Source organism: Pseudomonas arabinosi, from assembly GCF_047758675.1.
Classification (GTDB): domain Bacteria; phylum Pseudomonadota; class Gammaproteobacteria; order Pseudomonadales; family Pseudomonadaceae; genus Aquipseudomonas; species Aquipseudomonas arabinosi.
The window spans coordinates 5,951,865-5,977,439 of sequence record NZ_CP180480.1; the positions used below are offsets into that span (position 1 = coordinate 5,951,865).

Annotated in this window: 27 protein-coding genes; 17 read left to right on the forward strand and 10 right to left on the reverse strand. The window is 58.0% G+C overall.

Annotated features, from left to right (window positions below; translation table 11 throughout):
- The first annotated feature begins 15 nt into the window (after nt 1–15).
- Entirely contained in the window at nt 16–774 is a 759-nt protein-coding gene (locus tag ACMXYJ_RS27710) for an SDR family oxidoreductase (protein ID WP_415757705.1), read from the forward strand.
- Nucleotides 775–884: 110 nt separating this feature from the next.
- Here ACMXYJ_RS27710 and apbC read toward each other — a convergent pair whose 3' ends face one another.
- The gene (apbC, locus tag ACMXYJ_RS27715; protein ID WP_046047101.1) at nt 885–1,979 is read right to left on the reverse strand and encodes an iron-sulfur cluster carrier protein ApbC; all 1,095 of its coding nucleotides are present in this window, start codon (nt 1,977–1,979) and stop codon (nt 885–887) included.
- 255 nt (nt 1,980–2,234) lie between these two features.
- Between apbC and metG the strand changes: the two genes are divergently transcribed.
- The 8 genes from metG (at nt 2,235) to ACMXYJ_RS27755 (ending at nt 9,122) form a co-directional block, all read left to right on the forward strand.
- Nucleotides 2,235–4,286, forward strand: coding sequence for a methionine--tRNA ligase (gene metG, locus ACMXYJ_RS27720; protein ID WP_415757706.1), 2,052 nt, complete (start codon nt 2,235–2,237; stop codon nt 4,284–4,286).
- Between the two features lie 142 nt (nt 4,287–4,428).
- Nucleotides 4,429–4,998 (forward strand): electron transport complex protein RnfA, encoded by a 570-nt coding sequence (locus tag ACMXYJ_RS27725; RefSeq protein WP_415757707.1) that lies wholly within the window; start codon nt 4,429–4,431, stop codon nt 4,996–4,998.
- Nucleotides 4,995–6,005: an electron transport complex subunit RsxB gene (gene rsxB / locus ACMXYJ_RS27730; protein WP_415757708.1), complete on the forward strand. Its 1,011-nt coding sequence runs from the start codon at nt 4,995–4,997 to the stop codon at nt 6,003–6,005. Before ACMXYJ_RS27725 ends, rsxB begins: the two co-directional genes overlap by 4 nt.
- Nucleotides 5,992–6,984: an RnfABCDGE type electron transport complex subunit D gene (locus ACMXYJ_RS27735; RefSeq protein WP_415757709.1), complete on the forward strand. Its 993-nt coding sequence runs from the start codon at nt 5,992–5,994 to the stop codon at nt 6,982–6,984. Before rsxB ends, ACMXYJ_RS27735 begins: the two co-directional genes overlap by 14 nt.
- Nucleotides 6,981–7,592, forward strand: coding sequence for an RnfABCDGE type electron transport complex subunit G (locus ACMXYJ_RS27740; RefSeq protein ID WP_415757710.1), 612 nt, complete (start codon nt 6,981–6,983; stop codon nt 7,590–7,592). Before ACMXYJ_RS27735 ends, ACMXYJ_RS27740 begins: the two co-directional genes overlap by 4 nt.
- On the forward strand, nt 7,585–8,172 hold the full coding sequence (locus ACMXYJ_RS27745; protein WP_415757711.1) for an Rnf-Nqr domain containing protein: 588 nt from the start codon (nt 7,585–7,587) through the stop codon (nt 8,170–8,172). The genes ACMXYJ_RS27740 and ACMXYJ_RS27745 overlap by 8 nt, the downstream gene beginning before the upstream one ends.
- Nucleotides 8,173–8,197: 25 nt before the next feature.
- Entirely contained in the window at nt 8,198–8,836 is a 639-nt protein-coding gene (gene nth, locus ACMXYJ_RS27750) for an endonuclease III (protein WP_008155568.1), read from the forward strand.
- A 106-nt stretch (nt 8,837–8,942) separates the two neighbouring features.
- Nucleotides 8,943–9,122 (forward strand): PA3496 family putative envelope integrity protein, encoded by a 180-nt coding sequence (locus ACMXYJ_RS27755; protein ID WP_007898493.1) that lies wholly within the window; start codon nt 8,943–8,945, stop codon nt 9,120–9,122.
- Between the two features lie 90 nt (nt 9,123–9,212).
- Here the strand turns inward: ACMXYJ_RS27755 and ACMXYJ_RS27760 are convergent, their stop codons facing one another.
- Nucleotides 9,213–9,839: a response regulator transcription factor gene (locus tag ACMXYJ_RS27760; RefSeq protein ID WP_008155570.1), complete on the reverse strand. Its 627-nt coding sequence runs from the start codon at nt 9,837–9,839 to the stop codon at nt 9,213–9,215.
- A gap of 577 nt (nt 9,840–10,416) precedes the next feature.
- Between ACMXYJ_RS27760 and ACMXYJ_RS27765 the strand changes: the two genes are divergently transcribed.
- Nucleotides 10,417–11,049, forward strand: a complete 633-nt coding sequence (locus ACMXYJ_RS27765; RefSeq protein WP_415757712.1) for a hypothetical protein — start codon at nt 10,417–10,419, stop codon at nt 11,047–11,049.
- A gap of 186 nt (nt 11,050–11,235) precedes the next feature.
- Here the strand turns inward: ACMXYJ_RS27765 and ACMXYJ_RS27770 are convergent, their stop codons facing one another.
- Both ACMXYJ_RS27770 and ACMXYJ_RS27775 read right to left on the reverse strand, forming a co-directional pair.
- Entirely contained in the window at nt 11,236–12,453 is a 1,218-nt protein-coding gene (locus ACMXYJ_RS27770) for an argininosuccinate synthase (protein ID WP_007898502.1), read from the reverse strand.
- A 129-nt stretch (nt 12,454–12,582) separates the two neighbouring features.
- Nucleotides 12,583–13,491, reverse strand: a complete 909-nt coding sequence (locus ACMXYJ_RS27775; RefSeq protein ID WP_415757713.1) for a flagellar protein MotY — start codon at nt 13,489–13,491, stop codon at nt 12,583–12,585.
- A gap of 159 nt (nt 13,492–13,650) precedes the next feature.
- On the opposite strand from ACMXYJ_RS27775, the gene pyrC reads away from it, so the two are divergent.
- A complete protein-coding gene (gene pyrC / locus ACMXYJ_RS27780; protein WP_111451989.1) occupies nt 13,651–14,697 on the forward strand; it encodes a dihydroorotase in 1,047 nt (348 codons plus the stop codon).
- On the forward strand, nt 14,694–15,371 hold the full coding sequence (gene rnt / locus ACMXYJ_RS27785) for a ribonuclease T (protein ID WP_046047091.1): 678 nt from the start codon (nt 14,694–14,696) through the stop codon (nt 15,369–15,371). The genes pyrC and rnt overlap by 4 nt, the downstream gene beginning before the upstream one ends.
- Nucleotides 15,372–15,444: 73 nt before the next feature.
- On the opposite strand, the gene ACMXYJ_RS27790 is transcribed toward rnt, so the two are convergent.
- Complete coding sequence (locus ACMXYJ_RS27790; RefSeq protein ID WP_008155583.1) at nt 15,445–16,047, reverse strand: peroxiredoxin; 603 nt, start codon at nt 16,045–16,047, stop codon at nt 15,445–15,447.
- 302 nt (nt 16,048–16,349) lie between these two features.
- On the opposite strand from ACMXYJ_RS27790, the gene ACMXYJ_RS27795 reads away from it, so the two are divergent.
- On the forward strand, nt 16,350–16,568 hold the full coding sequence (locus tag ACMXYJ_RS27795) for a bacterioferritin-associated ferredoxin (RefSeq protein WP_008155585.1): 219 nt from the start codon (nt 16,350–16,352) through the stop codon (nt 16,566–16,568).
- 198 nt (nt 16,569–16,766) lie between these two features.
- On the forward strand, nt 16,767–17,240 hold the full coding sequence (gene bfr / locus ACMXYJ_RS27800) for a bacterioferritin (RefSeq protein ID WP_056742015.1): 474 nt from the start codon (nt 16,767–16,769) through the stop codon (nt 17,238–17,240).
- Nucleotides 17,241–17,416: 176 nt separating this feature from the next.
- Here bfr and grxD read toward each other — a convergent pair whose 3' ends face one another.
- From grxD to ACMXYJ_RS27815, 3 genes are all read right to left on the reverse strand, one after another.
- The gene (gene grxD, locus ACMXYJ_RS27805) at nt 17,417–17,758 is read right to left on the reverse strand and encodes a Grx4 family monothiol glutaredoxin (RefSeq protein ID WP_007943565.1); all 342 of its coding nucleotides are present in this window, start codon (nt 17,756–17,758) and stop codon (nt 17,417–17,419) included.
- 97 nt (nt 17,759–17,855) lie between these two features.
- A complete protein-coding gene (locus ACMXYJ_RS27810; RefSeq protein ID WP_415757715.1) occupies nt 17,856–19,961 on the reverse strand; it encodes a molybdopterin oxidoreductase family protein in 2,106 nt (701 codons plus the stop codon).
- 134 nt (nt 19,962–20,095) lie between these two features.
- On the reverse strand, nt 20,096–20,386 hold the full coding sequence (locus tag ACMXYJ_RS27815; RefSeq protein ID WP_415757716.1) for a hypothetical protein: 291 nt from the start codon (nt 20,384–20,386) through the stop codon (nt 20,096–20,098).
- A gap of 417 nt (nt 20,387–20,803) precedes the next feature.
- On the opposite strand from ACMXYJ_RS27815, the gene argF reads away from it, so the two are divergent.
- Both argF and ACMXYJ_RS27825 read left to right on the forward strand, forming a co-directional pair.
- Nucleotides 20,804–21,724 carry an ornithine carbamoyltransferase gene (gene argF, locus ACMXYJ_RS27820; protein WP_415757717.1) on the forward strand — a complete coding sequence of 307 codons (921 nt, stop codon included), beginning with the start codon at nt 20,804–20,806 and terminating at the stop codon, nt 21,722–21,724.
- Nucleotides 21,721–22,830, forward strand: a complete 1,110-nt coding sequence (locus tag ACMXYJ_RS27825; protein WP_415757718.1) for an ABC transporter ATP-binding protein — start codon at nt 21,721–21,723, stop codon at nt 22,828–22,830. The genes argF and ACMXYJ_RS27825 overlap by 4 nt, the downstream gene beginning before the upstream one ends.
- A gap of 117 nt (nt 22,831–22,947) precedes the next feature.
- On the opposite strand, the gene ACMXYJ_RS27830 is transcribed toward ACMXYJ_RS27825, so the two are convergent.
- Both ACMXYJ_RS27830 and ybaK read right to left on the reverse strand, forming a co-directional pair.
- A complete protein-coding gene (locus ACMXYJ_RS27830; RefSeq protein ID WP_415757719.1) occupies nt 22,948–23,730 on the reverse strand; it encodes a PhzF family phenazine biosynthesis protein in 783 nt (260 codons plus the stop codon).
- 106 nt (nt 23,731–23,836) lie between these two features.
- Nucleotides 23,837–24,307, reverse strand: a complete 471-nt coding sequence (gene ybaK, locus ACMXYJ_RS27835) for a Cys-tRNA(Pro) deacylase (protein ID WP_111279779.1) — start codon at nt 24,305–24,307, stop codon at nt 23,837–23,839.
- Nucleotides 24,308–24,678: 371 nt separating this feature from the next.
- On the opposite strand from ybaK, the gene ACMXYJ_RS27840 reads away from it, so the two are divergent.
- On the forward strand, nt 24,679–25,530 hold the full coding sequence (locus ACMXYJ_RS27840; RefSeq protein ID WP_129445064.1) for an MIP/aquaporin family protein: 852 nt from the start codon (nt 24,679–24,681) through the stop codon (nt 25,528–25,530).
- The last annotated feature ends 45 nt before the right edge of the window (nt 25,531–25,575 follow it).

Genomic DNA, 25,575 nt, shown 5'->3' on the forward strand with positions numbered 1-25,575 from the left:
TATTGGGGCATGCGAATGCAACTCACTGACAAAGTAATCATTATCACCGGCGGTTGCCAGGGTTTAGGCCGTTCCATGGCCGAGTATTTCGCCGGTAAAGGCGCGAAGCTGGCGCTGGTGGACCTGAACCAGGAAAAGCTCGACGATACCGTCGCCGCTTGCACGGCTAAAGGCGTCGAGGCTCGCGCTTATCTGTGCAATGTCGCCAATGAAGAGCAAGTGACGCACATGGTCGCCCAGGTCGCCGAAGACTTCGGCGCGATCCATGGCCTGATCAACAACGCAGGGATCCTGCGCGATGGCTTGCTTATCAAGGTCAAGGACGGCGAGATGACCAAGATGAGCCTGGCCCAGTGGCAGTCGGTCATCGACGTCAACCTGACCGGCGTATTCCTGTGCACCCGTGAAGTCGCGGCCAAAATGATCGAGCTGAACAACAGCGGCGCGATCATTAATATCTCGTCGATCTCCCGCGCTGGCAACGCCGGCCAGACCAACTACTCCGCCGCCAAGGCCGGTGTCGCCGCGGCGACCGTGACCTGGGCCAAGGAATTGTCACGCTACGGTATTCGTGTGGCCGCCATTGCACCGGGCTTTATCGAAACCGAAATGACGCTGAGCATGAAGCCTGAGGCGCTGGAGAAGATAACGTCCGTGATTCCACTCAAGCGCATGGGCACGCCTGAAGAGATCGCCCATTCGGCGGCCTACATTTTCGAAAACGACTACTACAACGGTCGGATCATGGAGCTGGATGGCGGGTTGCGGATCTAAAGCCAGATCAAAAGATCGCAGCCTCGCTTCGCTCGACAGCTCCTACAGGTATAAGCCAATCCATGTAGGAGCTGTCGAGCGAAGCGAGGCTGCGATCTTTTTTCATCGAATCAATCGTCGCTGATGGTGATGTTCGGCATGGCCGGTGTCGCCGCTTCCTGCAACACGATTCGCGCGCCGACATGGCGGGCCAGTTCCTGGTAAACCATCGCAATCGGGCTGTCAGGCTCGGCGATCACCGTTGGCTTGCCGCCATCGGCCTGTTCGCGGATGGCCATCGCCAGCGGCAACGACGCCAGCAGCTCGACGCCGTACTGGTTGGCCAGCTTCACACCACCGCCCTCACCGAACAGATGCTCGGCATGCCCGCAGTTGGAGCAGATGTGCACGGCCATGTTTTCCACCACGCCCAGCACCGGAATGTTGACCTTGCGGAACATCTCCACGCCCTTGCGTGCATCCAGCAATGCCAGATCTTGCGGCGTGGTAACGATCACCGCGCCGGCCACCGGGACTTTCTGCGCCAGGGTCAGCTGGATGTCACCGGTGCCTGGAGGCATGTCGATGACCAGGTAATCCAGGTCGCCCCAGGCGGTTTGTGTGACGAGTTGCAACAAAGCACCGGAAACCATCGGCCCGCGCCAGACCATCGGCGTGTTGTCGTCTGTCAGGAACGCCATGGACATGACTTCGACACCGTGGGACTCGATCGGAATAAACCACTTCTGATCCTTGACCTTGGGTCGGGTGCCTTCGGGGATGCCGAACATGATGCCCTGGCTCGGTCCATAAATGTCCGCGTCGAGAATCCCGACCTTGGCGCCTTCACGGGCCAGGGCCAAAGCCAGGTTGGCGGCGGTGGTTGATTTGCCCACACCGCCCTTGCCGGACGCCACGGCCACCACGTTCTTGACGTTGGCCAGACCCGGGATCTGCGCTTGAGCCTTGTGCGCGGCAATGACACTGGTGATCTCGACGCGGGCGATGGTCACGCCGTCCAGACCTTCAATGGCCATTTGCAGCAACTGCGCCCAGCCACTCTTGAACAGGCCGGCGGCGTAACCCAGCTCCAGCTGGACGCTGACGCGATCACCCTGAATGTCGATGCCGCGTACGCACCCGGCGCTGACCGGGTCCTGGTTCAAATAAGGGTCGGTGTATTGGCGAAGGACGGCTTCCACCGCTGCGCGATTGACGGCGCTCATGGGCAACTCCGATAGCAAGACTGGAAAATCAGGCGGGTATCGTACCTGTTCTGATCGTTTGGCGGGATGCCGTAAAGATCGCAGCCTTCGGCAGCTCCTACAAGTTCGGCGCAATCCCTGTAGGAGCTGCCGAAGGCTGCGATCTTTTGGCGACACCACCCACTCGATCATCGGAGGAAACAACCTCACGGGGTGAAAAATATGCGCCGGCGCTTTATAGTGGCCGACCTCCGTTTCATCAAGTAGCCGAGCCCCATGTCCGAGCCACGCAAGATCCTCGTCACCAGCGCCCTGCCCTATGCCAATGGTTCGATCCATCTTGGCCACATGCTGGAATACATCCAGACCGATATGTGGGTGCGCTTCCAGAAGCACCGCGGCAATCAATGCATTTATGTCTGCGCCGACGACGCCCACGGTTCGGCCATCATGCTGCGCGCGGAAAAGGAAGGCATCACCCCGGAACAACTGATCGCCAACGTCCAGGCTGAACACAGCGCCGACTTTGCCGAGTTCCTGGTGGACTTCGACAACTTCCACTCCACTCACGCCGAAGAAAACCGTGAGCTGTCGAGCCAGATCTACCTGAAGCTGCGCGACGCCGGGCACATCGCCACGCGTTCGATCACTCAGTACTTCGACCCGGAAAAGAAAATGTTCCTGGCCGACCGCTTCATCAAGGGCACCTGCCCGAAATGCGGCACCGAAGACCAGTACGGCGATAACTGCGAAAAATGCGGCGCGACCTACGCGCCGACCGACCTGAAGGATCCGAAGTCGGCGATTTCCGGCGCCACTCCGGTGCTCAAGGACTCCCAGCACTTCTTCTTCAAGCTGCCGGACTTCCAGGAAATGCTGCAAGCCTGGACCCGCAGCGGCACCCTGCAAGAAGCCGTGGCGAACAAGATCGCCGAATGGCTGGACGCCGGCCTGCAACAGTGGGACATCTCCCGCGATGCGCCGTACTTCGGTTTCGAAATCCCTGACGAGCCAGGCAAATACTTCTACGTCTGGCTGGACGCGCCGATCGGCTACATGGCCAGCTTCAAGAACCTCTGCGACCGCACGCCTACACTTGATTTCGACGCGTTCTGGGGCAAGGATTCCACCGCCGAGCTGTACCATTTCATCGGCAAGGACATCGTCAACTTCCACGCCCTGTTCTGGCCAGCCATGCTCGAAGGCGCCGGTTTCCGTAAACCGACCGGCATCAACGTGCACGGCTACCTGACCGTCAACGGTCAGAAAATGTCCAAATCCCGCGGCACCTTCATCAAGGCACGGACCTATCTGGACCACCTGTCGCCGGAATACCTGCGTTACTACTACGCGGCGAAGCTCAGCCGTGGCGTCGATGACCTGGACCTGAACCTCGAAGACTTCGTGCAGAAGGTCAACTCCGACCTGGTCGGCAAAGTCGTCAACATCGCCAGCCGTTGCGCCGGTTTCATCCACAAAGGCAACGCCGGCGTACTGGTGGCGGGCAATGCCGCGCCGGAACTGACCGAAGCCTTCCTGGCTGCAGCACCGAGCATCGCCGAAGCCTACGAGGCTCGCGACTTCGCCCGTGCCATGCGCGAAATCATGGGCCTGGCCGACCGTGCCAACGCCTGGATCGCCGACAAGGCGCCGTGGTCGCTGAACAAACAGGAAGGCAAGCAGGATGAGGTCCAGGCCATCTGTGCCCTGGGCGTCAACCTGTTCCGCCAGCTGGTGATCTTCCTCAAGCCGGTGCTGCCGCTGCTGGCTGCCGATGCCGAGGCGTTCCTGAATGTCGCGCCGCTGACCTGGAACGACCACGCCACCTTGCTCAGCAACCATCAGCTGAACGAGTTCAAACCGTTGATGACCCGTATCGACCCGGTAAAAGTGCAAGCCATGAGCGACGCCTCGAAAGAAGACCTGACCGCCAGCGCTACCGACACCGGCGACGCTGCACCTGCCGGCAATGGCGAACTGGCCAAGGATCCGCTGTCGCCGGAGATCGATTTCGATGCCTTTGCCGCTGTCGACCTGCGCGTCGCCCTGATCCTCAAGGCCGAACACGTAGAAGGTGCCGACAAACTGCTGCGCCTGACCCTGGACATCGGTGACGAGCAACGCAACGTGTTCTCCGGGATCAAGAGCGCTTATCCGGACCCGTCCAAGCTCGATGGTCGTCTGACCATGATGATCGCCAACCTCAAGCCCCGGAAAATGAAGTTCGGTATCTCCGAAGGCATGGTGATGGCGGCCGGCCCTGGCGGTGAAGAAATCTACCTGCTCAGCCCTGACAGCGGCGCCAAGCCAGGTCAGCGCATCAAGTAAGGCTCTGTTGTAAACCGATCCCACAGTCGTGCCTGGCGCGACTGTGGGATTTTCATGTCTGGCCCACCCTCCGTCCTTGCCGGATAATGCCTAAGCTTTTTAGACCGCTCCGTTAAAAAGCCCCGTTCTTGCCGGCACGATCATGACCGAAATTGTTCTTACGCTTATCAGCACCGCCCTGATCAACAACCTCGTGTTGCACTGGCCGCTGGGCGTCGATCCGCTGTTGAGCAACGAGCACCGACAGGTCCACGCGCTGGGCCTTGCGACGGCTTGCTTGATGCTGATCGTCGGCACGCTGGGCTACTCGGCCTACCGTTGGTTGCTGGTCCCGCTGGAGCTGACGTCGCTGCGCCTTTTCGTGTTCCTGCCATTAAGCGTTCTGCTGATTGGCCCGCTGCTGAAAGTGCTTTCCCGGTCACTTCCAAAGCTTGCGTTTGATGGCCTCTGGCCCCTGCTGCTGGGCAATGCTGGCGTACTCGGCCTGACACTGCTCAACGCTCAGGACGACAAAGGCTTCTTCCACGCCCTGGCCCTGAGCCTGGGAGCCGGCCTGGGCTTCTGGCTGGTACTGAGCCTGTTCAGCGACTTGCGCCAACGCACAATCGACAACGATATCCCCCTGCCCTTTCGCGGCCTGCCGATCGACCTGATCGGCGCCGGACTGATTGCAGTGGCCTTTCTCGGATTCAGCGGACTGATCAAAACATGAGTCTGATTCAACGCATCGACGCCCTCTTGCCGCAGACCCAATGCGGCAAGTGCGGCCACCCCGGATGCAAACCGTACGCCGAAGGCATTGCCAGCGGCGAACCGATCAACAAATGTCCGCCGGGCGGCAGCGAGACCATCGCGGCCCTGGCCGAGCTGTTGAAAGTGCCGGTGCTGGAACTGGACGACAGTCGCGGTTCGGCCCCGGCGCAGATCGCCTACATTCGTGAAGCGGAGTGTATTGGTTGCACCAAGTGCATCCAGGCCTGCCCGGTGGATGCCATTGTCGGCGCGGCGAAATTGATGCACACGGTGATCGTCGATGAATGCACCGGTTGCGACCTGTGCGTAGCGCCGTGCCCGGTGGATTGCATCGAGATGCGGCCGTTGCCGCTGGCCACGGTGCTGCCGGTTGTCGGCGGCCTGGCGTTCAGCCTTGAGGAACAACGCGCCCGGAAGGCCAAGCGCGATCACGCACGGCGCCGATTCGAACAGCGCAACGCTCGCCTGCATCGCGAAGAAGAACAGAAAATCGCCGAACGTCAGGCCCGGGCCCAGCGCGCCGTCCAGCACAGTGAAGTGGCGACACTCGATCCGGTTCAGGCCGCTCTTGAGCGAGTCCGCGCACAAAAGGCAGCGAATGCGGATACGTCGCTGAAAAAGGCCAAGATCGATCTGGCGATGAGTCGGGCGCAACTGAACAAGTCACTCAAGGCGTTCGGGCATCCGCCGACTTTCGAACAGCAGTCGCAACTGATCGTCCTGCAACAGCAATTCGAGGTTGCCGAACAGGCGTTGGCGAAACTGGAAAGCACTGCACCTCCCGCTCCGGCGCCTGTCGCTCCGGCGAAAAATGCGCAGCTGAATCGGGCAAAAATCCAGTTGGCCATGCTCCGCGCCGAACTCAAGAAAGCCCAAGCCAGCGAAGCGTCGGCTGAGCAGATCCAAGCCCTGGAACTCGCGGTGAATGAAGCCGAGCGTCAGGTGGATGCCTATGCCGCCCCTTGAATCGGTCGACGAGCGCCTTCAACAGGCCATGAAGCTGGTATTGCTGGCCACCGTGCCGGGGATGCTGGTGTTTTTCTGGCTGTATGGCTGGGGCGTGTTGATCAACCTGATTCTGACGGGTGTTACCGCACTGGCCGTTGAAGCGACCGTGTTGCGCTTGCGCAAGCAGCCGCTCAAGCCGACCTTGAGCGACGGCAGCGCGCTGGTCAGCGCGACGCTGTTGGCGCTGGCCCTGCCGCCTTATTGCCCGTGGTGGCTGACGGTCTGTGCCGCGGCGTTCGCGATGGTGTTCGGCAAACACCTGTATGGCGGCGTTGGCAAGAACCCGTTCAACCCGGCAATGCTGGGCTTCGCCCTGGTGCTGGTGACCTTTCCCCAACAGATGACCCACTGGCCGTCATCCCATGGGCTGGACCTGATCGGCGGCTTGCAGCAAGTGTTCGGGTTCAGCCTCGGTCAGACTCCGGATGCCTGGGTCCAGGCCACGGCGCTGGACAGCCTGCGGATCAACAAAAGCCTGACCATGGATGAACTGTTTGCCACTAACCCGGCGTTCGGTCATTTCGGCGGCCGAGGCATGGAATGGGTCAATCTGGCCTTTCTGGCAGGCGGCGCGTTTCTGTTGCAACGGCGGGTGTTCAGCTGGCATGCGCCGGTCGGCATGCTCGCCAGCCTGTTCATCATCAGCCTGCTGTGCTGGAACGGCTCGGGCTCCGACTCCCATGGCTCGCCACTGTTTCATCTGCTCACTGGCGCGAGCATGCTGGGTGCATTCTTCATCGTCACGGAACCGGTGTCCGGCGCAAAAAGCCCCGGCGCGCGACTGCTGTTCGGCGCGGGCGTCGGGCTGCTGACGTACCTGATTCGTACCTGGGGTGGCTATCCGGACGGCGTCGCCTTTGCCGTGCTGTTGATGAACCTCTGTGTGCCGGCGCTGGAGCGGTTTGCCGCCTCCAGACTGGAACGGGGTGCGTCATGAGCCGAGCGTCGAGCGTTGTGATGCTGGTGTTGCTGGCAGGCCTGGGGGTTGGCGCGACTTACCTCGTGCAGCACACCAGCGCACCGCGCATTGTGGCCGAACAGCGCCTGATCGACAGTCGTAACCTGCTGGACTTGCTCCCTGCTGAAAGCTACGACAATCAGCCGCTGGAACAGCCACTCGCCCTCGAAAACATTGGGTTGGCCAACAGCAGGCTGCTAGGTGGCTACCTGGCGACCAAGACAGGCCAGCCCAGCGCTGTGTTGCTGCGCAGCCAAACCCTGGGCTACGAGGGCTCCATCGAATTGCTGATCGCCATCGGCGCAAACGGCAAGGTGCTGGGCGTCAAAACGCTCAAGCAATCGGAAACTCCGGGGCTGGGCGGTCGACTCGCCGACTGGCCCAATGCCTGGCTTCAGGCTTTTTCCGGAAAGTCCCGAACCGAACCTGCCGACAATGGCTGGGCCTTGAAAAAGGACCAGGGACAATTCGATCAAATGGCGGGGGCGACCATTACTTCGAGAGCGGTCATCAACGCCATCCATGACGCGTTGCGCTACTTCGACGAACATCAGCAACAGTTGATTGGGAGCAGCGCACATGAATAAATCATCGACGCTGCAGAATTCGCTGATGCTTGCACCGCTGATCGGTGCCACGGATTCATTGGTGTCCGCTCTGGGCTTGTGGCTGATGTTCATTGTGGTGATCAGTGCCTTTGGAGTGAGCATGGGCGCGTTGCGATCCCGACTTGTCCCGGCGACACGTTTGCTTGCCAGCGTCCTGCTGGCGGCCACGCTGACCAGCTGCGCGGAACTCGCCGCGCAAGTCTGGTCGCTGCAATGGCACCAACATGTAGGGTTCTATGCAGGATTGATTGCCTTGCAATGCGTTGTGCTGGAACACACCGGTTTTCTCCAGAGCGCCTGGCGTGATCGCCTGCGCCTATGTGGCCTTTTCGGCGCGTTGATGGCGGGCCTTGGCTTGCTGCGCGAATTCATCGGCCACGGAACATTCGGCAGCCATCTGCCATGGCTGGCCGGCACTGCGCAAGCGGACTGGCAAGGCTGGGTACTGACCGCCGACGGTGGCTTGCGCCTGGCCACCCTGGCCCCTGGTGGATTCATTCTGCTGGGACTGCTGATCGCCGCACGTCAGGCCTGGACCCGCTCGACGCCCTCTCACTGACCGCCTTCGAGGAAACGCAACGCCCATGAATGCCGCAAAACGTCTGGAAATTTTTCGCCGATTTCACGAAGACAACCCGGAACCGAAGACCGAACTGGCCTACTCCTCGCCGTTTGAATTACTGATCTCCGTGATTCTCTCGGCGCAGTCGACCGATGTCGGCGTCAACAAGGCCACTGCCAAGCTCTACCCGGTGGCCAATACACCGGCGGCAATTTATGCCTTGGGTGTCGAGGGACTGTCGGAATACATCAAGACCATCGGGCTGTTCAACAGCAAAGCGAAAAACGTGATCGAGACCTGTCGCTTGCTGATGGAGCGTCATGGAGGCGAAGTGCCGCAAACCCGTGAAGAGCTGGAAGCGTTACCTGGCGTCGGCCGCAAGACCGCCAACGTGGTGCTCAACACCGCATTCCGCCAGCTGACCATGGCCGTGGACACGCATATTTTCCGGGTCAGCAATCGTACCGGCATAGCGCCAGGCAAAAATGTGGTCGAGGTTGAGCAAAAACTCATGAAGTTCGTGCCGAAGGAATATCTGCTCGACTCCCATCACTGGCTGATCCTCCACGGACGCTACGTTTGCCTGGCCCGCAAGCCTCGCTGCGGCAGTTGCCGAATCGAAGACTTGTGCGAATACAAGCAAAAGACATCGGACGATTGAGCCGCTATTAGGTTTTTCGATTTATCGATTGAAAAAATCTTTTTTACCCGCCGGGAGTTTATCGATATAAGGAGCGCCAAAGGCAGTCTTAGCCTGGAGTAACACTATGAGCACTGGCAAAGAGCAATTGGACGTAGAAGACGACTTCACCCCTGTTGAGGCAGATGATGCTGAACCGGTGGTTGAAGTGGCGAAGACCAACCTGAGCAAACGCCGCACCATCGACAATCTGCTGGAGGAGCGCCGACTGCAAAAGCAATTGGCCGATTACGATTTTGACTTATGACACCTAAAAGCCTCCCGAAACGGAGGCTTTTTACTAAGTGCCGACCCCTGATACCCGCCGCTCATCGCGCCTTGTCAAACGCTGAGACAGTCACACCAGACCATTGCGTTGAGCCAGTTCGATCAGGTCGACCAGGGAGCGGGCATTGAGCTTCAACAACAGACGAGTCTTGTAAGTACTAACGGTTTTATTGCTCAGGAACATCCCATCGGCGATCTCCTTGTTGGTCTTGCCTCGGGCCAGTTGTTGCAAGACCATCATCTCCCGCCCCGACAGTCGATCCACCATATCGGCTTCACTGGCGTTCCCCAAACTGGAACGTACGGTATGCAAGGCTTGATTCGGAAAGTAACTGTAGCCCGACAATACTGCCTTTATTGCACTGAGCAACTCAGTGAGATCCTGTTGTTTGCAGACATACCCTGCGGCACCGGATTGCATGCAACGCATGGAAAAATGCCCGGGTGCCTGGGAAGTTAATATCAGCACTTTCATGGGCATCGCTGTCGATGTCAGACGTGCAATGACTTCCAGCCCATCAAGTTTCGGTATTCCAATATCCAGGATGACAATATCCGGCATATGCTCACGGGCAAGTTGCAACGCATCCACGCCATTATCTGTCTCCGCAATAACTTCGTAGCCGTGACGCTCCATTAGCATACGTACCGCAAGACGAATGACGGGGTGATCATCCACGATCAGCACTTTATTCATGAGCAAGTCCAATTTTCGCTGTTCGAATTTTTAGAGCCCGCACGATAGCCTAGTCGTTTCACCCATGGCATGCCGCCCTCCTCGGCCACCCACACCGAGAGACATTCCCTACAGACATTAAAGAATAATCTTACAAAATTCCCAAAAATACTGTGGGGGTAAAGACTTTATCAACCTGAAAACATTTCGATCATCCGCAGTTTTTTGTTTCTGTTTAAAACCAGAAAACCAAATAACAGGGTTCGCCGCAAGAGATCCAACGAGTACGGACTATTGAGCTACCCTTAAAAGTAACTTATATTTACCACTTGAGATCCTATACCACAAACACCGCACATCAAGGATGTAATAAAAAATCACACCAAGCAACACTTCAACAACAAACTCAATCCAATCCCCCCTAAAACCCAACAACAGAGGCACCCTACGCACACTCAATACCGTTACTATCAAGCCTTCCAAATCTAAAACTTAAAAGGAGTATCACACCAACAAAAACACCGACCACTTAGTTATAAAAATCAAACCAAAAACATTAATCAATCGAGAAAAAACAATATTTAAATGAGCGAAAAACATGATCAAATCAAAGAAAAAAATCGTCAACCCCATGACAGTTATAGCAATATTTGCCGCTATTTCTGAAACATCGGCCGCCGTCTCACTGCCCTTTCTCGACAATAAGGAGCGGGAGTTCTATATCTGGTTCCTGATCAGTTTCCCTTTTTATTTGCTTTTTCTTTTCTTCGCCACACTCAACTTCAACTATCGGTCGCTGTACGCGCCATCCGATTACGGCAAGGGAAAGCATTTTATAAAAGTGATGGACAACGCTGAACGCGGTCAGCGCCCCGATAACCTGAAGGACCCTCCCGCCCGGATCGATATTCAGACGGGACTCTCGGCTCTAAAGCACGTTTGCATGGCCGAGCCGCTAAAAAAATTGCACATCGTCGATGCGCGGTGGCTAAACAAGAAAATGGAATTCGGGGCCTGGATTGAAAAAAACCGACACCCACAGGGAAGCCCTGCACAAGTGATCGTATTTCTCACCTGTACCGAATCGGAGGCACTGCTGAAGGAAAGCGCAAGCAAGCAATCAAAACAGGCAAAGAATCGCAACAGCCCAACGCTCTGCATTGCTTACAATTTGAATTCACGCGGTCTGACGATTCTTGATCACTCTTTTTACCTGACACGCAGCAGGTAACGCCTGAAAAGCATTCAGAGCGAGGAAACAGAAGGAAGGTATTACAAATACAAAAAGATTACTGATAACACGACGTCCGGCAGGAAAAACTCCCCCCTATTCAGAAATTGTGGCCTTGTCACCGACAAGGCCACAACTCTATTACCGTCGTTCCACTACGGTCGTTCCACTACGGCATCAAAGGTCTCAGAAAAGCTTCCGGCCTTTGTTCGCCGCAATACGCATGCGCAAGGCGTTGAGCTTGATGAAGCCCGCCGCGTCGGCCTGGTTGTAGGCGCCGCCATCTTCTTCGAAGGTCGCGATGTTGGCATCGAACAACGATTCGTCGGACTTGCGACCGGTGACGATCACGTTGCCCTTGTACAGCTTCAGGCGCACAACGCCGTTCACGTGGGCCTGGGACGCGTCGATCATCTGTTGCAGCATCAGACGCTCAGGGCTCCACCAGTAACCGGTGTAGATCAGGCTGGCGTATTTAGGCATCAGCTCGTCTTTGAGGTGAGCCACTTCGCGGTCCAGAGTGATCGATTCGATCGCACGGTGAGCGCGCAGCATGATGGTGCCGCCTGGGGTTTCGTAGCAGCCGCGGGACTTCATGCCCACGTAGCGGTTCTCGACGATATCGAGACGGCCGATACCGTGTTCGCCACCGATACGGTTCAGGGTCGCCAGCACGGTGGCCGGGGTCATTTCGACGCCGTCCAGTGCAACGATGTCGCCGTTGCGGTATGTCAGTTCCAGGTATTGCGCTTTATCTGGAGCCTTCTCCGGGGAGACGGTCCATTTCCACATGTCTTCTTCGTGCTCGGTCCAGGTGTCTTCCAGCACGCCGCCTTCATAGGAGATGTGCAGCAGGTTGGCATCCATCGAGTACGGGGATTTCTTCTTGCCGTGACGCTCGATCGGGATATTGTGCTTTTCAGCATAATCCATCAGCTTTTCACGGGAGAGCAGGTCCCATTCGCGCCACGGAGCGATCACTTTCACGCCTGGCTTCAACGCGTAGGCGCCCAGTTCGAAACGAACCTGGTCGTTGCCCTTGCCGGTGGCGCCGTGGGAAATGGCGTCAGCACCGGTTTCGTTGGCGATTTCGATCAAGCGCTTGGCGATCAACGGACGAGCGATGGAAGTACCCAGCAGGTACTCGCCTTCGTAAACGGTGTTGGCGCGGAACATCGGGAAAACGAAATCGCGCACGAATTCTTCGCGCAAGTCGTCGATGTAGATCTCTTTCACGCCCATGGCCTGTGCCTTGGCGCGTGCAGGTTCGACCTCTTCGCCCTGACCCAGGTCAGCGGTGAAGGTCACGACTTCACAGTTATAAGTATCCTGCAGCCACTTGAGGATCACCGAAGTGTCCAGGCCGCCGGAATACGCCAGAACGACCTTGTTTACGTCCGCCATGCCATCACTCCACGGGGTTCTACGGAAAGCCGTCAAGTCTACCGCTCATGCAGGATAATTTACAGAGGCGCGACAGCTTATGACGACGAAGCGACAGATTATGTCGAGTGAGCGACGATTACAGCGGGTTCAGGAAGTCGACGCGGCGCTCGCCGATGCAGTGGCCTGAGGGGCTGGCTTTTCGGTGGGCGCAACACGCGCCAGGTGCACATTGACCCGACGGTTCTTCGCCCGGTTGGCGGAATTGGTATTGGGTGCCAATGGATAACGCTCGCCGTGAAAGCGCACGGTGATCTGCGATTCCTGAACGCCGTTGGCCTTGAAGAACTCCATGACGGCCAGGGCCCGACGCCGCGACAGGTCACGATTGGTCAGGCGGTTGCCGCTGTTGTCGGAGTGGCCGTCTAGTTCGATGTGGTTGACCGTCGGGTCGGCCTTCATGAACTCCAGCATCACTTGCAATTGAGCCTTGGCCTGCGCGTCGAGATCGATGCCTTCGCCGGGGAAGCCGATCTGCGATTGTTTAACCTGCTCGAAATTCTTCGGCAGCAGCTTCGCCACGCAGCCCTGATAGTCGTTAAAGGCCTTGCTGAACTTGACTGGCAACAGACGCACTTCCGATACCCGGCCATCGCCCGAGTAATGCCGAACGACTGGACTGCGGCCATCCATCAGGCCACTGATCAAGCGGCCAGCCTGGACTTGCGAACTGTTGAACAACACATTGCCGCTGCCGATACGCACAGAACCGAGGTTGATGTCGCCACGCCCCGGCTGCCAGGGCGCTGCGGCCGCCAGCAAGGTCGCCGAACCGCCGCCGATCATCGAGTTGTAGGCCTTCAGGCGAAACGTCGCTTGCTCGCCAGCGCGACGCACGAATTCGCCCGAACCAAAATCGGTGATCGGCTGAGCCAGGCGGCACTCGAACTTGTCTCCTTCGACCGTCCACTCGATGCTCTCCAGACGGGTCTGGAAAGTGAGCGCCATCGCAGGAAGGCTGGCAAACACGCTGAGCAAGGCTAAATAACGCTGGCGCACGGGAGGCTCCACTGGCTTCTACAACAAAAAGACCGACACACAGATGTTTACGGCATACCTGTTGGATATCGGAAGCTTCCAGCAAAACTTGATAGCGAGTGCCTGGAAGAGTCTTTTCCGGTAGCATTCCCCTCAGTTTGACCCGCCTGGAATCCCCTCATGTCCGACCGCCTGACCCTGCTGCGTCCCGACGACTGGCATATTCATCTTCGCGATGGTGCTGTGTTGCCCAATACAGTCGCGGATGTCGCGCGCACCTTTGGTCGCGCCATCATCATGCCCAACCTGGTACCTCCGGTGCGTAACACCGCTGAAGCCGACGGCTATCGCCAGCGGATTCTCGCTGCACGTCCGGCTGGCAGCCGCTTCGAACCGTTGATGGTGCTGTACCTGACCGACCGCACCCAGCCCGAAGAAATTCGCGAGGCCAAGGCCAGCGGCTTCATTCACGCCGCCAAGCTGTACCCGGCCGGCGCGACCACCAACTCGGATTCTGGCGTCACCAGCATCGACAAGATTTTCCCTGCACTTGAGGCCATGGCCGAAGTCGGGATGCCCTTGCTGGTTCACGGTGAAGTCACCCGTGGCGATGTCGACGTGTTCGATCGCGAAAAAATCTTTATCGATGAGCACATGCGTCGTGTGGTCGAGCGCTTCCCGAGCCTCAAAGTGGTGTTCGAACACATCACTACCGCCGACGCCGTGCAGTTCGTCAACGAGGCTTCGGCCAATGTTGGCGCGACCATCACCGCGCATCACCTGCTGTACAACCGCAACCACATGCTGGTGGGCGGGATTCGGCCGCACTTCTATTGCCTGCCGATTCTCAAGCGCAACACCCACCAGGAAGCCCTGCTCGACGCCGCCACCAGTGGCAGCGACAAGTTCTTCCTCGGCACCGACTCGGCGCCCCATGCCCAGCACGCCAAAGAAGCCGCTTGCGGCTGTGCCGGTTGCTACACCGCTTATGCCGCGATCGAGATGTATGCCGAAGCCTTCGAACAGCGCAACGCGCTGGACAAGCTCGAAGCCTTTGCCAGCCTGAACGGCCCGCGTTTCTACGGCCTGCCAGTGAACACCGATCGTATTACCCTGGTCCGCGATGAGTGGACCGCCCCAACCAGCCTGCCATTTGGCGAGCTGACCGTAATCCCGCTGCGCGCCGGTGAAAAACTGCGCTGGCGCCTGCTGGAGGAACACGCGTGAGTGAAGACCATTTCGACGACGAACAGGACGGTCAAGGCGGCGGAGGTGGTTCGCGCCACCCGATGGCTGAGCGCTTCCGTGGATACCTGCCAGTTGTTGTCGACGTTGAAACCGGCGGTTTCAACTCTGCCACTGACGCCTTGCTGGAAATTGCCGCAACCACCATTGGCATGGACGAAAAAGGGTTTGTGTACCCCGACCACACCTACTTCTTTCGCGTAGAGCCTTTTGAAGGCGCGAACATCGAAGCAGCCGCTCTGGAATTTACCGGGATCAAACTCGATCACCCGCTGCGCATGGCAGTGAGTGAAGAAGCAGCGCTGACCGATATCTTCCGCGGCATCCGCAAGGCTCTGAAAGCCAACGGTTGCAAACGGGCGATTCTGGTCGGGCACAACAGCAGCTTTGATCTGGGGTTCCTCAACGCCGCCGTCGCGCGCCTGGACATGAAGCGCAACCCGTTTCATCCGTTCTCGAGCTTCGATACCGCGACCCTGGCCGGTCTGGCTTACGGCCAAACCGTACTGGCCAAGGCCTGTTCGGCAGCCGACATCGACTTCGACGGTCGTGAGGCTCACTCGGCTCGCTACGACACCGAGAAGACGGCCGAGCTGTTCTGCGGCATCGTCAATCGCTGGAAACAAATGGGCGGCTGGGAAGACTACAACGACTGATCCATCGTTGGGTTTATCCCGCCCATAAAAAAACCGGCCTCAACGGCCGGTTTTTTTATGCCTCAAACGTGCCTTACAGCGCAGCAGCGTGCTCGGTCAGGTAAGCCGCAACACCTTCGGTGGAAGCGGTCATGCCTTTGTCGCCTTTTTTCCAGTTGGCAGGGCAAACTTCGCCGTGCTCTTCGTGGAATTGCAGAGCGTCGACCAGACGAACCAGCTCTTCGATGTTACGGCCCAGCGGCAGGTCGTTGATGATCTGCGAGCGGACAACGCCTTTGTCGTCGATCAGGAACGCACCACGGAAAGCTACGCCGTCAGCGGACTGAACGTCGTAAGCCTTCATGATTTCCTGCTTGATATCGGCAGCCATGGTGTAACGGACCTGGCCGATACCACCATTGTTGACCGGAGTGTTGCGCCAGGCGTTGTGGGTGAAGTGCGAGTCGATCGAAACGGCGATCACTTCAACGTTGCGTGCCTTGAAGTCAGACATGCGGTTGTCCAGAGCGATCAGCTCGGACGGGCAAACGAAGGTGAAGTCCAGTGGGTAGAAGAACACCAGGCCGTATTTGCCTTTGATGGCCGACGACAGGGTGAAGCTGTCTACGATTTCGCCATTGCCGAGTACGGCCGGTACGGTGAAGTCTGGGGCTTGTTTGCCTACGAGTACGCTCATTGGATATCTCCTGGTGTAGAAACGTGAAGTTCCGGGTTTGCGCCAGCCTGCCACCTTCAGGCGACAGCCCTGTGACACGAACCCGCTTCATAAGGACCGGCCATCATACACTGCGTTTTTGCCCTGTCCTTAACGGTTTTTTTGTCAGGGGAAATGCAGTCGACCGGTTTTCCTCGTGACCGATGCCGAGAGGAAACCGTTCGTCAGCCCTGAGCAAAGCTTTCAGAAACCACTTTGACAATCATTCTCGTTAACATTAAGATCCATCGCAATTGAGTCACAACCAGCGACGGTTTTCACTTATGTATGTTTGCCTCTGCACTGGCGTCACCGACGGTCAAATCCGCGAAGCGATCTATGAAGGTTGCTGCAGCTATAAGGAAGTCCGTCAGGCCACCGGCGTAGCCAGCCAATGCGGCAAATGTGCCTGCCTCGCCAAGGAAGTGGTCCGCGAAACCCTGACCAAATTGCAATCGGCCCAGGCCGCGATTCCCTACCCTGTAGAATTTACTGCCGCGTAAGTAACGTATTTCAAAGAACCGGACTTGATGTCCGGTTTTTTTATACCTGAAAATCAATCGCTTACGCTCTAGACGCGGAACACAAACATTCTTATTCCGATTAATTTTCACTTAAGTTTCAATAACTTAGGTTTGACACTCTTAATTACGCGGCTCAAACTCAGCCTTATTGACAGCTACTTAGGGCAGGACCCCATCATGAAAGGCGACGTTACAGTCATCCAGCATCTCAACAAGATCCTTGCCAATGAGCTGGTCGCGATCAATCAATACTTCCTGCATGCACGCATGTACGAGGATTGGGGCCTGAACAAGCTCGGCAAGCACGAATACCACGAATCCATCGACGAGATGAAGCACGCGGACAAGCTGATCAAGCGCATTCTGTTCCTTGAAGGCCTGCCGAACGTCCAGGACCTGGGCAAGCTGCAGATCGGCGAACACACCAAGGAAATGCTTGAGTGCGACCTGCGTATCGAACGCACCGGTCATGCGGACCTCAAAGTGGCTATCGCTCATTGCGAAACCGTTGGCGACTTTGGTAGCCGTGAACTGCTTGAAGATATTCTTGAATCCGAAGAAGAACATATCGACTGGCTGGAAACCCAACTGGGCCTGATCGATAAAGTCGGTCTTGAGAACTATCTGCAATCGCAGATGGGCGAAGAGTAAGTTAGCGCCCGCTAAACTCGAGACAATAAAAAGCCCCGCACTCTTTTAAAGAGGCGGGGCTTTTTTATGCCTGCTCTTGTAGGAGCATGGCTTGCCAGCGATGAACGATGACGCGGTGTTGTTGCTAAACCGCGGCGCCTGCATCGCGAGCAAGCTCGGCTCCTACAAAGAGCGGATCAGGCTTCGGTCTTGTTGGCAGCAGCAGCTTCGACAGCAGCCTTGATGGTGGTTTGCAGCGAACCGTCTGCAGCCATCTCGGTCATGATGTCGCTACCGCCGACCAGCTCACCGCCAACCCACAGTTGCGGGAAGGTTGGCCAGTTGGCGTATTTTGGCAGGTTGGCGCGGATTTCCGGGTTCTGCAGGATGTCCACGTAAGCAAATTTTTCACCACACGCCATCACGGCCTGCGCGGCTTTCGCGGAGAAGCCACACTGCGGGGCATTCGGCGAGCCTTTCATGTAAAGCAGAATGGTGTTGTTAGCAATCTGCTCTTTAATCGTTTCGATGATATCCATGGAGCACCTCGGCTGAACTTTCCGACTCAAGGGTCGGCACGGTGGCGCATTGTAACGGAAACCCGAGCACCCTGCTCGGTCTCCCCGACAGACTTGATCAAGCCGCCGCCACGGTCACTGGCACACCGTTCAACGCCGCATTGCCCGACAACTCATCGAGCTGACACTCGTCGGTCAAGTCATTGGCGCTGGAGCCCGGCTGACCACTGGCAATGGTCATCTGCACACCCGGTCGCGCATGACCCCAACCGTGCGGAAGGCTGACCACGCCTTTCATCATATCCAGACTGCCGAGCACTTCAACTTCGATCTCACCGACCCGCGAACTGACCCTCACGCGCTGCCCGTCGTTGAGCCCACGACTGGCCAGGTCATCCGGGTGCATCAGCAATTGATGGCGCGGCTTGCCCTTCACCAGGCGATGGTAGTTGTGCATCCACGAGTTGTTGCTGCGCACATGACGGCGGCCAATCATCAGCAACTCATCGGCCGCTGGTGCTTGCAAGGCTGCAAAGCGCGTCAGGTCGGCAAGGATCGCTGATGGCGCAGCCTGGACGCGCTGGTTGGCGGTTTTCAGGCGTGGCGTCAGGTTGGATTTCAGCGCCCCCAGATCGACACCATGCGGATGATCAAACAAGGTCGCCAGCGACAATTTCTGTTGCGAAGCATCTCCATACAACCCCATCCGCAAGCCACGGTCGATCATCTGCGCTGGCGGGATCGTCGGCTTCAGTTCCTTGCCGGTCTTCGCAGCAAACGCCTTGGCCAGCCCCACGAAAATCTCCCAGTCATGCAACGCACCTTCGGGCTTGGCCAGGATCGCGCGATTGAACCGAGTGACGTTACGCACCGCAAACATATTGAAAGTCGTGTCGTAATGATCGTTTTCCAGGGCCGAGGTGGACGGCAAAATCAGGTCGGCATAACGCGTGGTTTCATTGATGTACAGGTCGATGCTGACCATGAACTCCAAACCGTCCAGCGCCTGTTCCAGTTGTCGGCCATTGGGCGTCGACAGCACCGGATTACCCGCCACGGTAATCAGCGCGCGGACCTGCCCTTCCCCTTCGGTGAGCATCTCTTCGGCCAGCGCCGACACCGGCAGTTCTCCGCCGTACTCAGGACGCCCGGAGACCCGGCTCTGCCACAGATTGAAATGCCCGCCCGAGGTGGACGCCACCAGGTCCACCGCAGGTTCGGTGCACAACGCACCTCCCACGCGATCAAGATTACCGGTGACCAGATTGATCAGTTGCACAACCCAATGACACAAGGTGCCGAACGCCTGGGTCGAGACGCCCATGCGGCCGTAACAGACCGCCGTCGGCGCCGCTGCAAAGTCCCGCGCCAATTGGCGGATCTGTTCGGCGGGCACCGCGCACAATGGGCTCATGGCCTCGGCGGTGAAACTCGCAATAGCCTCCCTCACCTCATCCAGGCCGTCCACCGGCAAATGACTGTCGCGGGTCAGGCCTTCAGCGAACAAGGTATTGAGCAGTCCGAACAACAACGCCGCATCGCCACCGGGGCGCACGAACAGATGCTGATCGGCAATCGCCGCGGTTTCGCTGCGCCGCGGATCGACCACCACCACTTTGCCGCCGCGGGCCTGAATGGCCTTCAAGCGCTTCTCCACATCCGGCACGGTCATGATGCTGCCGTTGGAGGCCAGCGGATTGCCGCCGAGGATCAGCATGAAATCGGTGTGATCGATGTCCGGGATCGGCAACAGCAAACCATGGCCGTACATCAAATGGCTGGTCAGGTGATGGGGCAACTGATCGACCGAGGTCGCGGAAAACCGGTTGCGGGTTTTCAACAGGCCGAGAAAGTAATTGCTGTGGGTCATCAACCCATAGTTGTGCACGCTGGGGTTGCCTTGATAGACCGCCACCGCGTTTTGCCCATGACGCTCTTGAATCGCCGACAGACGTTCGGCTACAAGGCTGAAGGCGTCTTCCCACTCGATGGGTTGCCATTCACTGCCGACACGCAGCATCGGCTGACGCAGACGATCCGGATCGTTCTGAATATCTTGCAGGGCGACGGCCTTGGGGCAGATGTGCCCGCGGCTGAATGTATCCTGGGAGTCACCCTTGATCGAAGTGATCTGCACTGCGCCTTCGACCTCGGTGGTTTCGATGGTCAGGCCGCAGATGGCTTCGCACAAGTGGCACGCACGGTGATGGAGAGTCTTGGTCATGGCCAGTCTCTGTCTTGTTCTGGGCGGGCGATATCGGCCGCGGGAACAAAACTATGGCGCCTGATCCACTGCTGCGCCAGCGACGTTCGTCTTGTGAATCGGCGGCCATCAGGCCAGCCGATGACCGCTGGGGATCAGTTCGGCGGCAGCCTCGGTGGCGTCTGCAACTGGATCTCCTGGACAGTTTCGATCTGCTCTTGAGCGAGATGAACACCGGTGAGTTCGCCGATCAGCCGCCAGTGCTCGTCGAGCCCGGTGCTGATGGTTGCCATGCGGTCGATCATCCGCCGGCCGGCGGCCCTGGTCACGTCGTCTTCACTGCGCATCAACTCGAAGGACATCGAGGTCATGGACGCGGTGAGGTGGGTCAGCGAGCGAGCCGTGAGGCCGAGTAACTCCATTAACTGTCGTTCTTTCGATTCCATTCCGAAGGCTTCCTGCGTCGTTCGTGCGTTAGTTATAACCCGCCACTTTGCATTAGCAAATGTTTCAGACCAGACACATCCCTCAATCCTGAGTGCAAATGTTTCGAATGACAGGTCAGAAACCGACCGTTGCTACACCTTCCCCGCCCCGTTTGATTGCAAAGCCCCGCGGCCCCAGTGTACAAATGACGGGCTGCTGTCAGGAAACAGGCTTCAAAAGCGCTACTGCGGTCATCCCGTAGCCCCTCTGAAATCCCCTAAAAACCGTAGCCCTATTGGTAAGACGCGACATTTAATTATAAGATCGCGCCTTCCCCTATTTCGTCGCCCCGTGCGGCTTACGCCGCAGGTCTCGCCCGTTTTTCAGTTAAACAAGGCTTTGAGTATCTGCGGTCTGTTGCAAAAAGGTAGTCAATGATGAGCGCAAGGCACTTTCTCTCCCTGATGGATTGCACGCCCGAAGAGCTGGTCAGCGTGATCCGTCGAGGCGTTGAGCTCAAAGACCTGCGTAACCGCGGCGTACTGTTCGAGCCTCTGAAAAACCGCGTGCTCGGGATGATTTTCGAGAAGTCCTCGACCCGCACCCGTATTTCCTTCGAAGCCGGCATGATCCAGCTCGGCGGCCAGGCGATCTTCCTGTCGCCGCGCGACACCCAACTGGGCCGTGGCGAGCCGATCGGCGACTGCGCGATCGTCATGTCGAGCATGCTCGACGCCGTGATGATCCGTACCTTTGCCCACAGCACCCTGACCGAATTCGCCGCCAACTCCCGCGTGCCCGTGATCAACGGCCTGTCCGATGACTTGCACCCGTGCCAGTTGCTGGCCGACATGCAGACGTTCCTCGAACACCGCGGCTCGATCCAGGGCAAAACCGTGGCCTGGATCGGCGACGGCAACAACATGTGCAACAGCTATATAGAAGCGGCGATCCAGTTCGACTTCCAGTTGCGCATCGCGTGCCCGGAAGGCTTTGAACCCAACCCTGAATTCGTGGCGAAGGCCGCCGATCGCGTCACCATCGTCCGCGATCCGAAGGATGCCGTACGCGGCGCCCACCTGGTCAGCACCGACGTCTGGACCTCCATGGGCCAGGAAGAGGAAACCGCCAAGCGCCTGAAACTGTTCGCGCCGTTTCAGGTCAACCGCGCCCTGCTCGACCTGGCCGCACCGGACGTGCTGTTCATGCACTGCCTGCCGGCCCACCGCGGCGAGGAAATCAGCGTCGACCTGCTCGATGACCAGCGCTCCGTCGCGTGGGATCAAGCCGAAAACCGTCTTCACGCACAAAAGGCCCTGCTCGAATTTCTCGTCGAGCCGGCGTATCACCACGCATGAGCCATCCATTACTGCTGAACCTGCGCAATCTCGCCTGTGGCTATCAAGACCAGCGCGTCGTGCAGAACCTCAACCTGCATTTGAATGCCGGCGACATCGGTTGCCTGCTGGGCTCTTCGGGCTGCGGCAAAACCACCACGCTACGGGCGATTGCCGGTTTCGAACCGGTACACGAAGGTGAAATCCAGTTGGCCGGGGAAACGATCTCCCGCGCCGGTTTCACCCTCGCCCCGGAGAAACGCCGGATCGGCATGGTGTTCCAGGATTACGCACTGTTTCCGCATTTGAGCGTGGCCGAGAACATTGCCTTCGGGATCCGCAAGCACCCGCAAAAGGATCGCGTCACCGAAGAGTTGCTGGAACTGGTCAACCTGAAAAACCTCGGCAAGCGCTTCCCGCATGAGCTGTCCGGTGGTCAACAGCAGCGTGTCGCACTGGCCCGTGCCCTGGCGCCGGAACCGCAACTGCTGCTGCTTGACGAACCCTTTTCCAACCTTGATGGCGAGTTGCGACGCAAGCTCAGCCATGAGGTGCGCGATATCCTCAAGGCCCGTGGCACCAGCGCGATTCTGGTGACCCACGACCAGGAAGAAGCCTTCGCAGTCAGCGATCATGTGGGGGTTTTCAAGGAAGGTCGTCTGGAGCAGTGGGACACGCCTTACAACCTGTATCACGAACCGCTGACGCCGTTTGTGGCCAGTTTCATTGGCCAAGGTTATTTCATTCGCGGTCAGTTGAGCAGCCCCGAGTCGGTACAGACCGAACTGGGTGAGTTACGCGGTAATCGTGCCTACACCTGGCCGGTTGGCGGTGCGGTGGATGTGTTGCTGCGTCCGGACGATATCGTTTATGCACCGGACAGCACGCTGAAGGCGCGGATTGTCGGCAAGTCTTTCCAGGGTGCGTCCACCTTGTATCGCTTGCAGTTGCCGACCGGCGCGCAGCTGGAGTCGATTTTTCCGAGCCATGCCGATCATCAGGTGGGTTCAGAGGTAGGCATTCGTGTCGCGGCTGAACACCTGGTGCTGTTTCAGGCGTCAGGGAGTACGGCGGCGCAGATTCCGGCCGTCGAATCCGGTGTGCGCCGCCACAGCAGCGCCCACTAAGCACACGCAATAAAATGTGGGAGCGAGCTTGCTCGCGATTGCGGACTGTCAGTCAACATCATCATTGACTGACATACCGCTATCGCGAGCAAGCTCGCTCCCACATTGGGTGCTCATTTAACCCAGCATTAGCGTTCCGCTTGCAACGAGCGTCGCATTCCCGCCGATTTTCACCCGATCCCCTTCCAGCCGACAGAACAACTCCCCGCCTCGAGCCGAGCGCTGACAAGCCGTCAGGCTCGACTTGCCCAAACGTTTCGACCAATACGGGATCAGGCTGCAATGGGTCGAACCCGTCACAGGGTCTTCGTTGATACCGATCGCCGGCGCGAAGTAGCGGGAAACAAAATCATGCTGGCTGCCCCTGGCCGTGACAATTGCCCCCGGCCACGGCAGTTTCGCCAGCGCCGCCATGTCCGGCTGACATTCGAGCACCGCCTGCTCGGATTCCAGCACCACGAACAACTCGTTCGACCCCAGCACATCAACCGCTTCCACACCGAGCGCGCGCTCGACATCCAGGGTCACGCCCACTTCCGACGGTACGATGGCCGGAAAATCCAGCCACAAGCGCTCACCCTCACGACTCACGCTTAGCGGGCCGGACTTGCAGATAAAGTCCAACCACTCGACCGGCTCTTTATAGATTTCAAACAGAACATACGCGCTGGCCAGGGTTGCATGACCGCACAACGGCACTTCGGTGGTCGGGGTAAACCAGCGGATGCGCCAGCCCTGCCGTTCGCGCACCACGAAAGCGGTTTCGGCGAGGTTGTGCTCGGCGGCGATCTTCTGCATTAACTCATCGGCAAGCCAGGCATCAAGGCGATAGACCATCGCCGGGTTGCCACTGAACGGCCGATCACTGAACGCATCGACCTGATGAAACTCAAGTTGCATAACCTTCTCCCTTTGCCAGGCCTCGGAGCATGAAGCTGCCGACAACCCGCCACCAGTGACAGAGCCCGTAAATTTGCACCATACAGCGCCGGGCTGATAGTCCGCGTCAGGCGCGGCCGATATCGGCGAACTTCGCCTGGGTATGTTCGGCCAGCACCGCGGGTGCCAATTCGACTTCCAGCCCACGTCGCCCCGCGCTGACAAAAATGCTTGTGAAGGGCTGCGCCGAATTATCGATAAAGGTGCGCAAGCGCTTTTTCTGTCCCAGCGGGCTGATCCCACCCAACAGATAACCGGTGGATCGTTGCGCAGCGGCAGGATCGGCCATTTCGACTTTTTTCACGCCCGCAGCGTGAGCCAGGCCCTTCAAGTCCAGACTTCCGACGACCGGCACCACGGCCACCAACAATTCACCTTTCTCGCTGGCCGCCAGCAAAGTCTTGAACACCTGCGCCGGATCCAGTCCCAGCTTCTCCGCGGCCTCCAGCCCGTAGGACGCTGCCTTCGGATCATGTTCATAACTGTGCACGCGATGTTCGGCACGAACTTTTTTCAACAAATCCAATGCGGGGGTCATGACAGCTCCAGACTGGGCGGCAGAAGAAAAATACTGCGCTGGATTCTAGGACATTGATCGGCAAATGGCTCTATTGCGGCGCTATTTCAAAGGCTTGGCGGTGCCTTATGCCGTTCGTCCACCTTCAGCCTGCCGCGTGAACGATGCGGTCATTCACGTGACTAATAGTTCGATTGTGACCGACGGTTCACTTTCGACCTTTGACAGCAGCGTTTCTTGTCTATATTTTTTCGAATCTGAATACTGTACGAATGTTCCTATCGCAGCACCCAGCAGTAGGCCGAGAACAGGATGGGGATCCTGTCTCGGTGAAAATCGCGCTTTTGACCATGATGCAAAAGCGCCAGACAACAACAAAAACGAGGTTTTCAATGACAACTGCTTTACAACAACCGTCGCTCTCAAGCCAATGCATGGCCGAATTCCTGGGCACTGCGCTGCTGATCTTTTTTGGTACAGGCTGTGTTGCCGCGCTCAAGGTCGCGGGTGCCAGCTTCGGCCTCTGGGAAATCAGCATCATCTGGGGGATCGGCGTGAGCATGGCGATCTACCTGACCGCCGGCGTTTCCGGGGCTCACCTCAATCCCGCCGTCAGCATTGCCCTGAGCATTTTTGCTGACTTCGAAAAGCGCAAACTGCCTTTTTATATTCTCGCCCAGATCGCTGGCGCCTTCTGTGGAGCGTTGTTGGTTTACACGCTGTACAGCAATTTATTCTTCGATTACGAACAAACTCACCATATGGTTCGTGGTACTCAGGCCAGCCTCGAATTGGCGTCGGTGTTCTCCACCTTCCCCAACCCGGCCTTGACCACGGCACAAGCCTTCCTGGTTGAGGTGATCATCACTGCCATCCTGATGGGCGTGATCATGTCCCTGACCGACGACAACAATGGCTTGCCAAAGGGTCCGCTCGCCCCGCTGCTGATCGGCCTGCTGATTGCCGTGATTGGCAGTTCGATGGGTCCGCTGACCGGTTTTGCGATGAACCCGGCGCGCGACTTCGGTCCTAAACTGATGACTTTCTTCGCTGGCTGGGGTGAAATTTCCTTCACCGGCGGGCGCGATATCCCGTATTTCCTGATTCCGATTTTTGCACCGATTGTCGGTGCCTGCCTCGGTGCTGCAGCGTATCGCGGGCTGATTGCCCGTCATTTGCCCAGCGCCCTACCTGCTACAAAGGACGCAGCACCGGCCATTGACGGCAAACCAAGAACTTCTTGATACCGTTGGCGTGTGATCCTGCCCACCAGATCACGCGCCGGACCT

Coding starts and splice junctions, on each gene's coding strand:
- ACMXYJ_RS27710 (WP_415757705.1), top strand. CDS start 16: ATGCAACTCACTGACAAAGTAATCATTATCACCGGCGGTTGCCAGGGT.
- apbC (WP_046047101.1), bottom strand. CDS start 1,979: ATGAGCGCCGTCAATCGCGCAGCGGTGGAAGCCGTCCTTCGCCAATAC.
- metG (WP_415757706.1), top strand. CDS start 2,235: ATGTCCGAGCCACGCAAGATCCTCGTCACCAGCGCCCTGCCCTATGCC.
- ACMXYJ_RS27725 (WP_415757707.1), top strand. CDS start 4,429: ATGACCGAAATTGTTCTTACGCTTATCAGCACCGCCCTGATCAACAAC.
- rsxB (WP_415757708.1), top strand. CDS start 4,995: ATGAGTCTGATTCAACGCATCGACGCCCTCTTGCCGCAGACCCAATGC.
- ACMXYJ_RS27735 (WP_415757709.1), top strand. CDS start 5,992: ATGCCGCCCCTTGAATCGGTCGACGAGCGCCTTCAACAGGCCATGAAG.
- ACMXYJ_RS27740 (WP_415757710.1), top strand. CDS start 6,981: ATGAGCCGAGCGTCGAGCGTTGTGATGCTGGTGTTGCTGGCAGGCCTG.
- ACMXYJ_RS27745 (WP_415757711.1), top strand. CDS start 7,585: ATGAATAAATCATCGACGCTGCAGAATTCGCTGATGCTTGCACCGCTG.
- nth (WP_008155568.1), top strand. CDS start 8,198: ATGAATGCCGCAAAACGTCTGGAAATTTTTCGCCGATTTCACGAAGAC.
- ACMXYJ_RS27755 (WP_007898493.1), top strand. CDS start 8,943: ATGAGCACTGGCAAAGAGCAATTGGACGTAGAAGACGACTTCACCCCT.
- ACMXYJ_RS27760 (WP_008155570.1), bottom strand. CDS start 9,839: ATGAATAAAGTGCTGATCGTGGATGATCACCCCGTCATTCGTCTTGCG.
- ACMXYJ_RS27765 (WP_415757712.1), top strand. CDS start 10,417: ATGATCAAATCAAAGAAAAAAATCGTCAACCCCATGACAGTTATAGCA.
- ACMXYJ_RS27770 (WP_007898502.1), bottom strand. CDS start 12,453: ATGGCGGACGTAAACAAGGTCGTTCTGGCGTATTCCGGCGGCCTGGAC.
- pyrC (WP_111451989.1), top strand. CDS start 13,651: ATGTCCGACCGCCTGACCCTGCTGCGTCCCGACGACTGGCATATTCAT.
- ACMXYJ_RS27790 (WP_008155583.1), bottom strand. CDS start 16,047: ATGAGCGTACTCGTAGGCAAACAAGCCCCAGACTTCACCGTACCGGCC.
- ACMXYJ_RS27795 (WP_008155585.1), top strand. CDS start 16,350: ATGTATGTTTGCCTCTGCACTGGCGTCACCGACGGTCAAATCCGCGAA.
- bfr (WP_056742015.1), top strand. CDS start 16,767: ATGAAAGGCGACGTTACAGTCATCCAGCATCTCAACAAGATCCTTGCC.
- grxD (WP_007943565.1), bottom strand. CDS start 17,758: ATGGATATCATCGAAACGATTAAAGAGCAGATTGCTAACAACACCATT.
- ACMXYJ_RS27810 (WP_415757715.1), bottom strand. CDS start 19,961: ATGACCAAGACTCTCCATCACCGTGCGTGCCACTTGTGCGAAGCCATC.
- ACMXYJ_RS27815 (WP_415757716.1), bottom strand. CDS start 20,386: ATGGAATCGAAAGAACGACAGTTAATGGAGTTACTCGGCCTCACGGCT.
- argF (WP_415757717.1), top strand. CDS start 20,804: ATGAGCGCAAGGCACTTTCTCTCCCTGATGGATTGCACGCCCGAAGAG.
- ACMXYJ_RS27825 (WP_415757718.1), top strand. CDS start 21,721: ATGAGCCATCCATTACTGCTGAACCTGCGCAATCTCGCCTGTGGCTAT.
- ACMXYJ_RS27830 (WP_415757719.1), bottom strand. CDS start 23,730: ATGCAACTTGAGTTTCATCAGGTCGATGCGTTCAGTGATCGGCCGTTC.
- ybaK (WP_111279779.1), bottom strand. CDS start 24,307: ATGACCCCCGCATTGGATTTGTTGAAAAAAGTTCGTGCCGAACATCGC.
- ACMXYJ_RS27840 (WP_129445064.1), top strand. CDS start 24,679: ATGACAACTGCTTTACAACAACCGTCGCTCTCAAGCCAATGCATGGCC.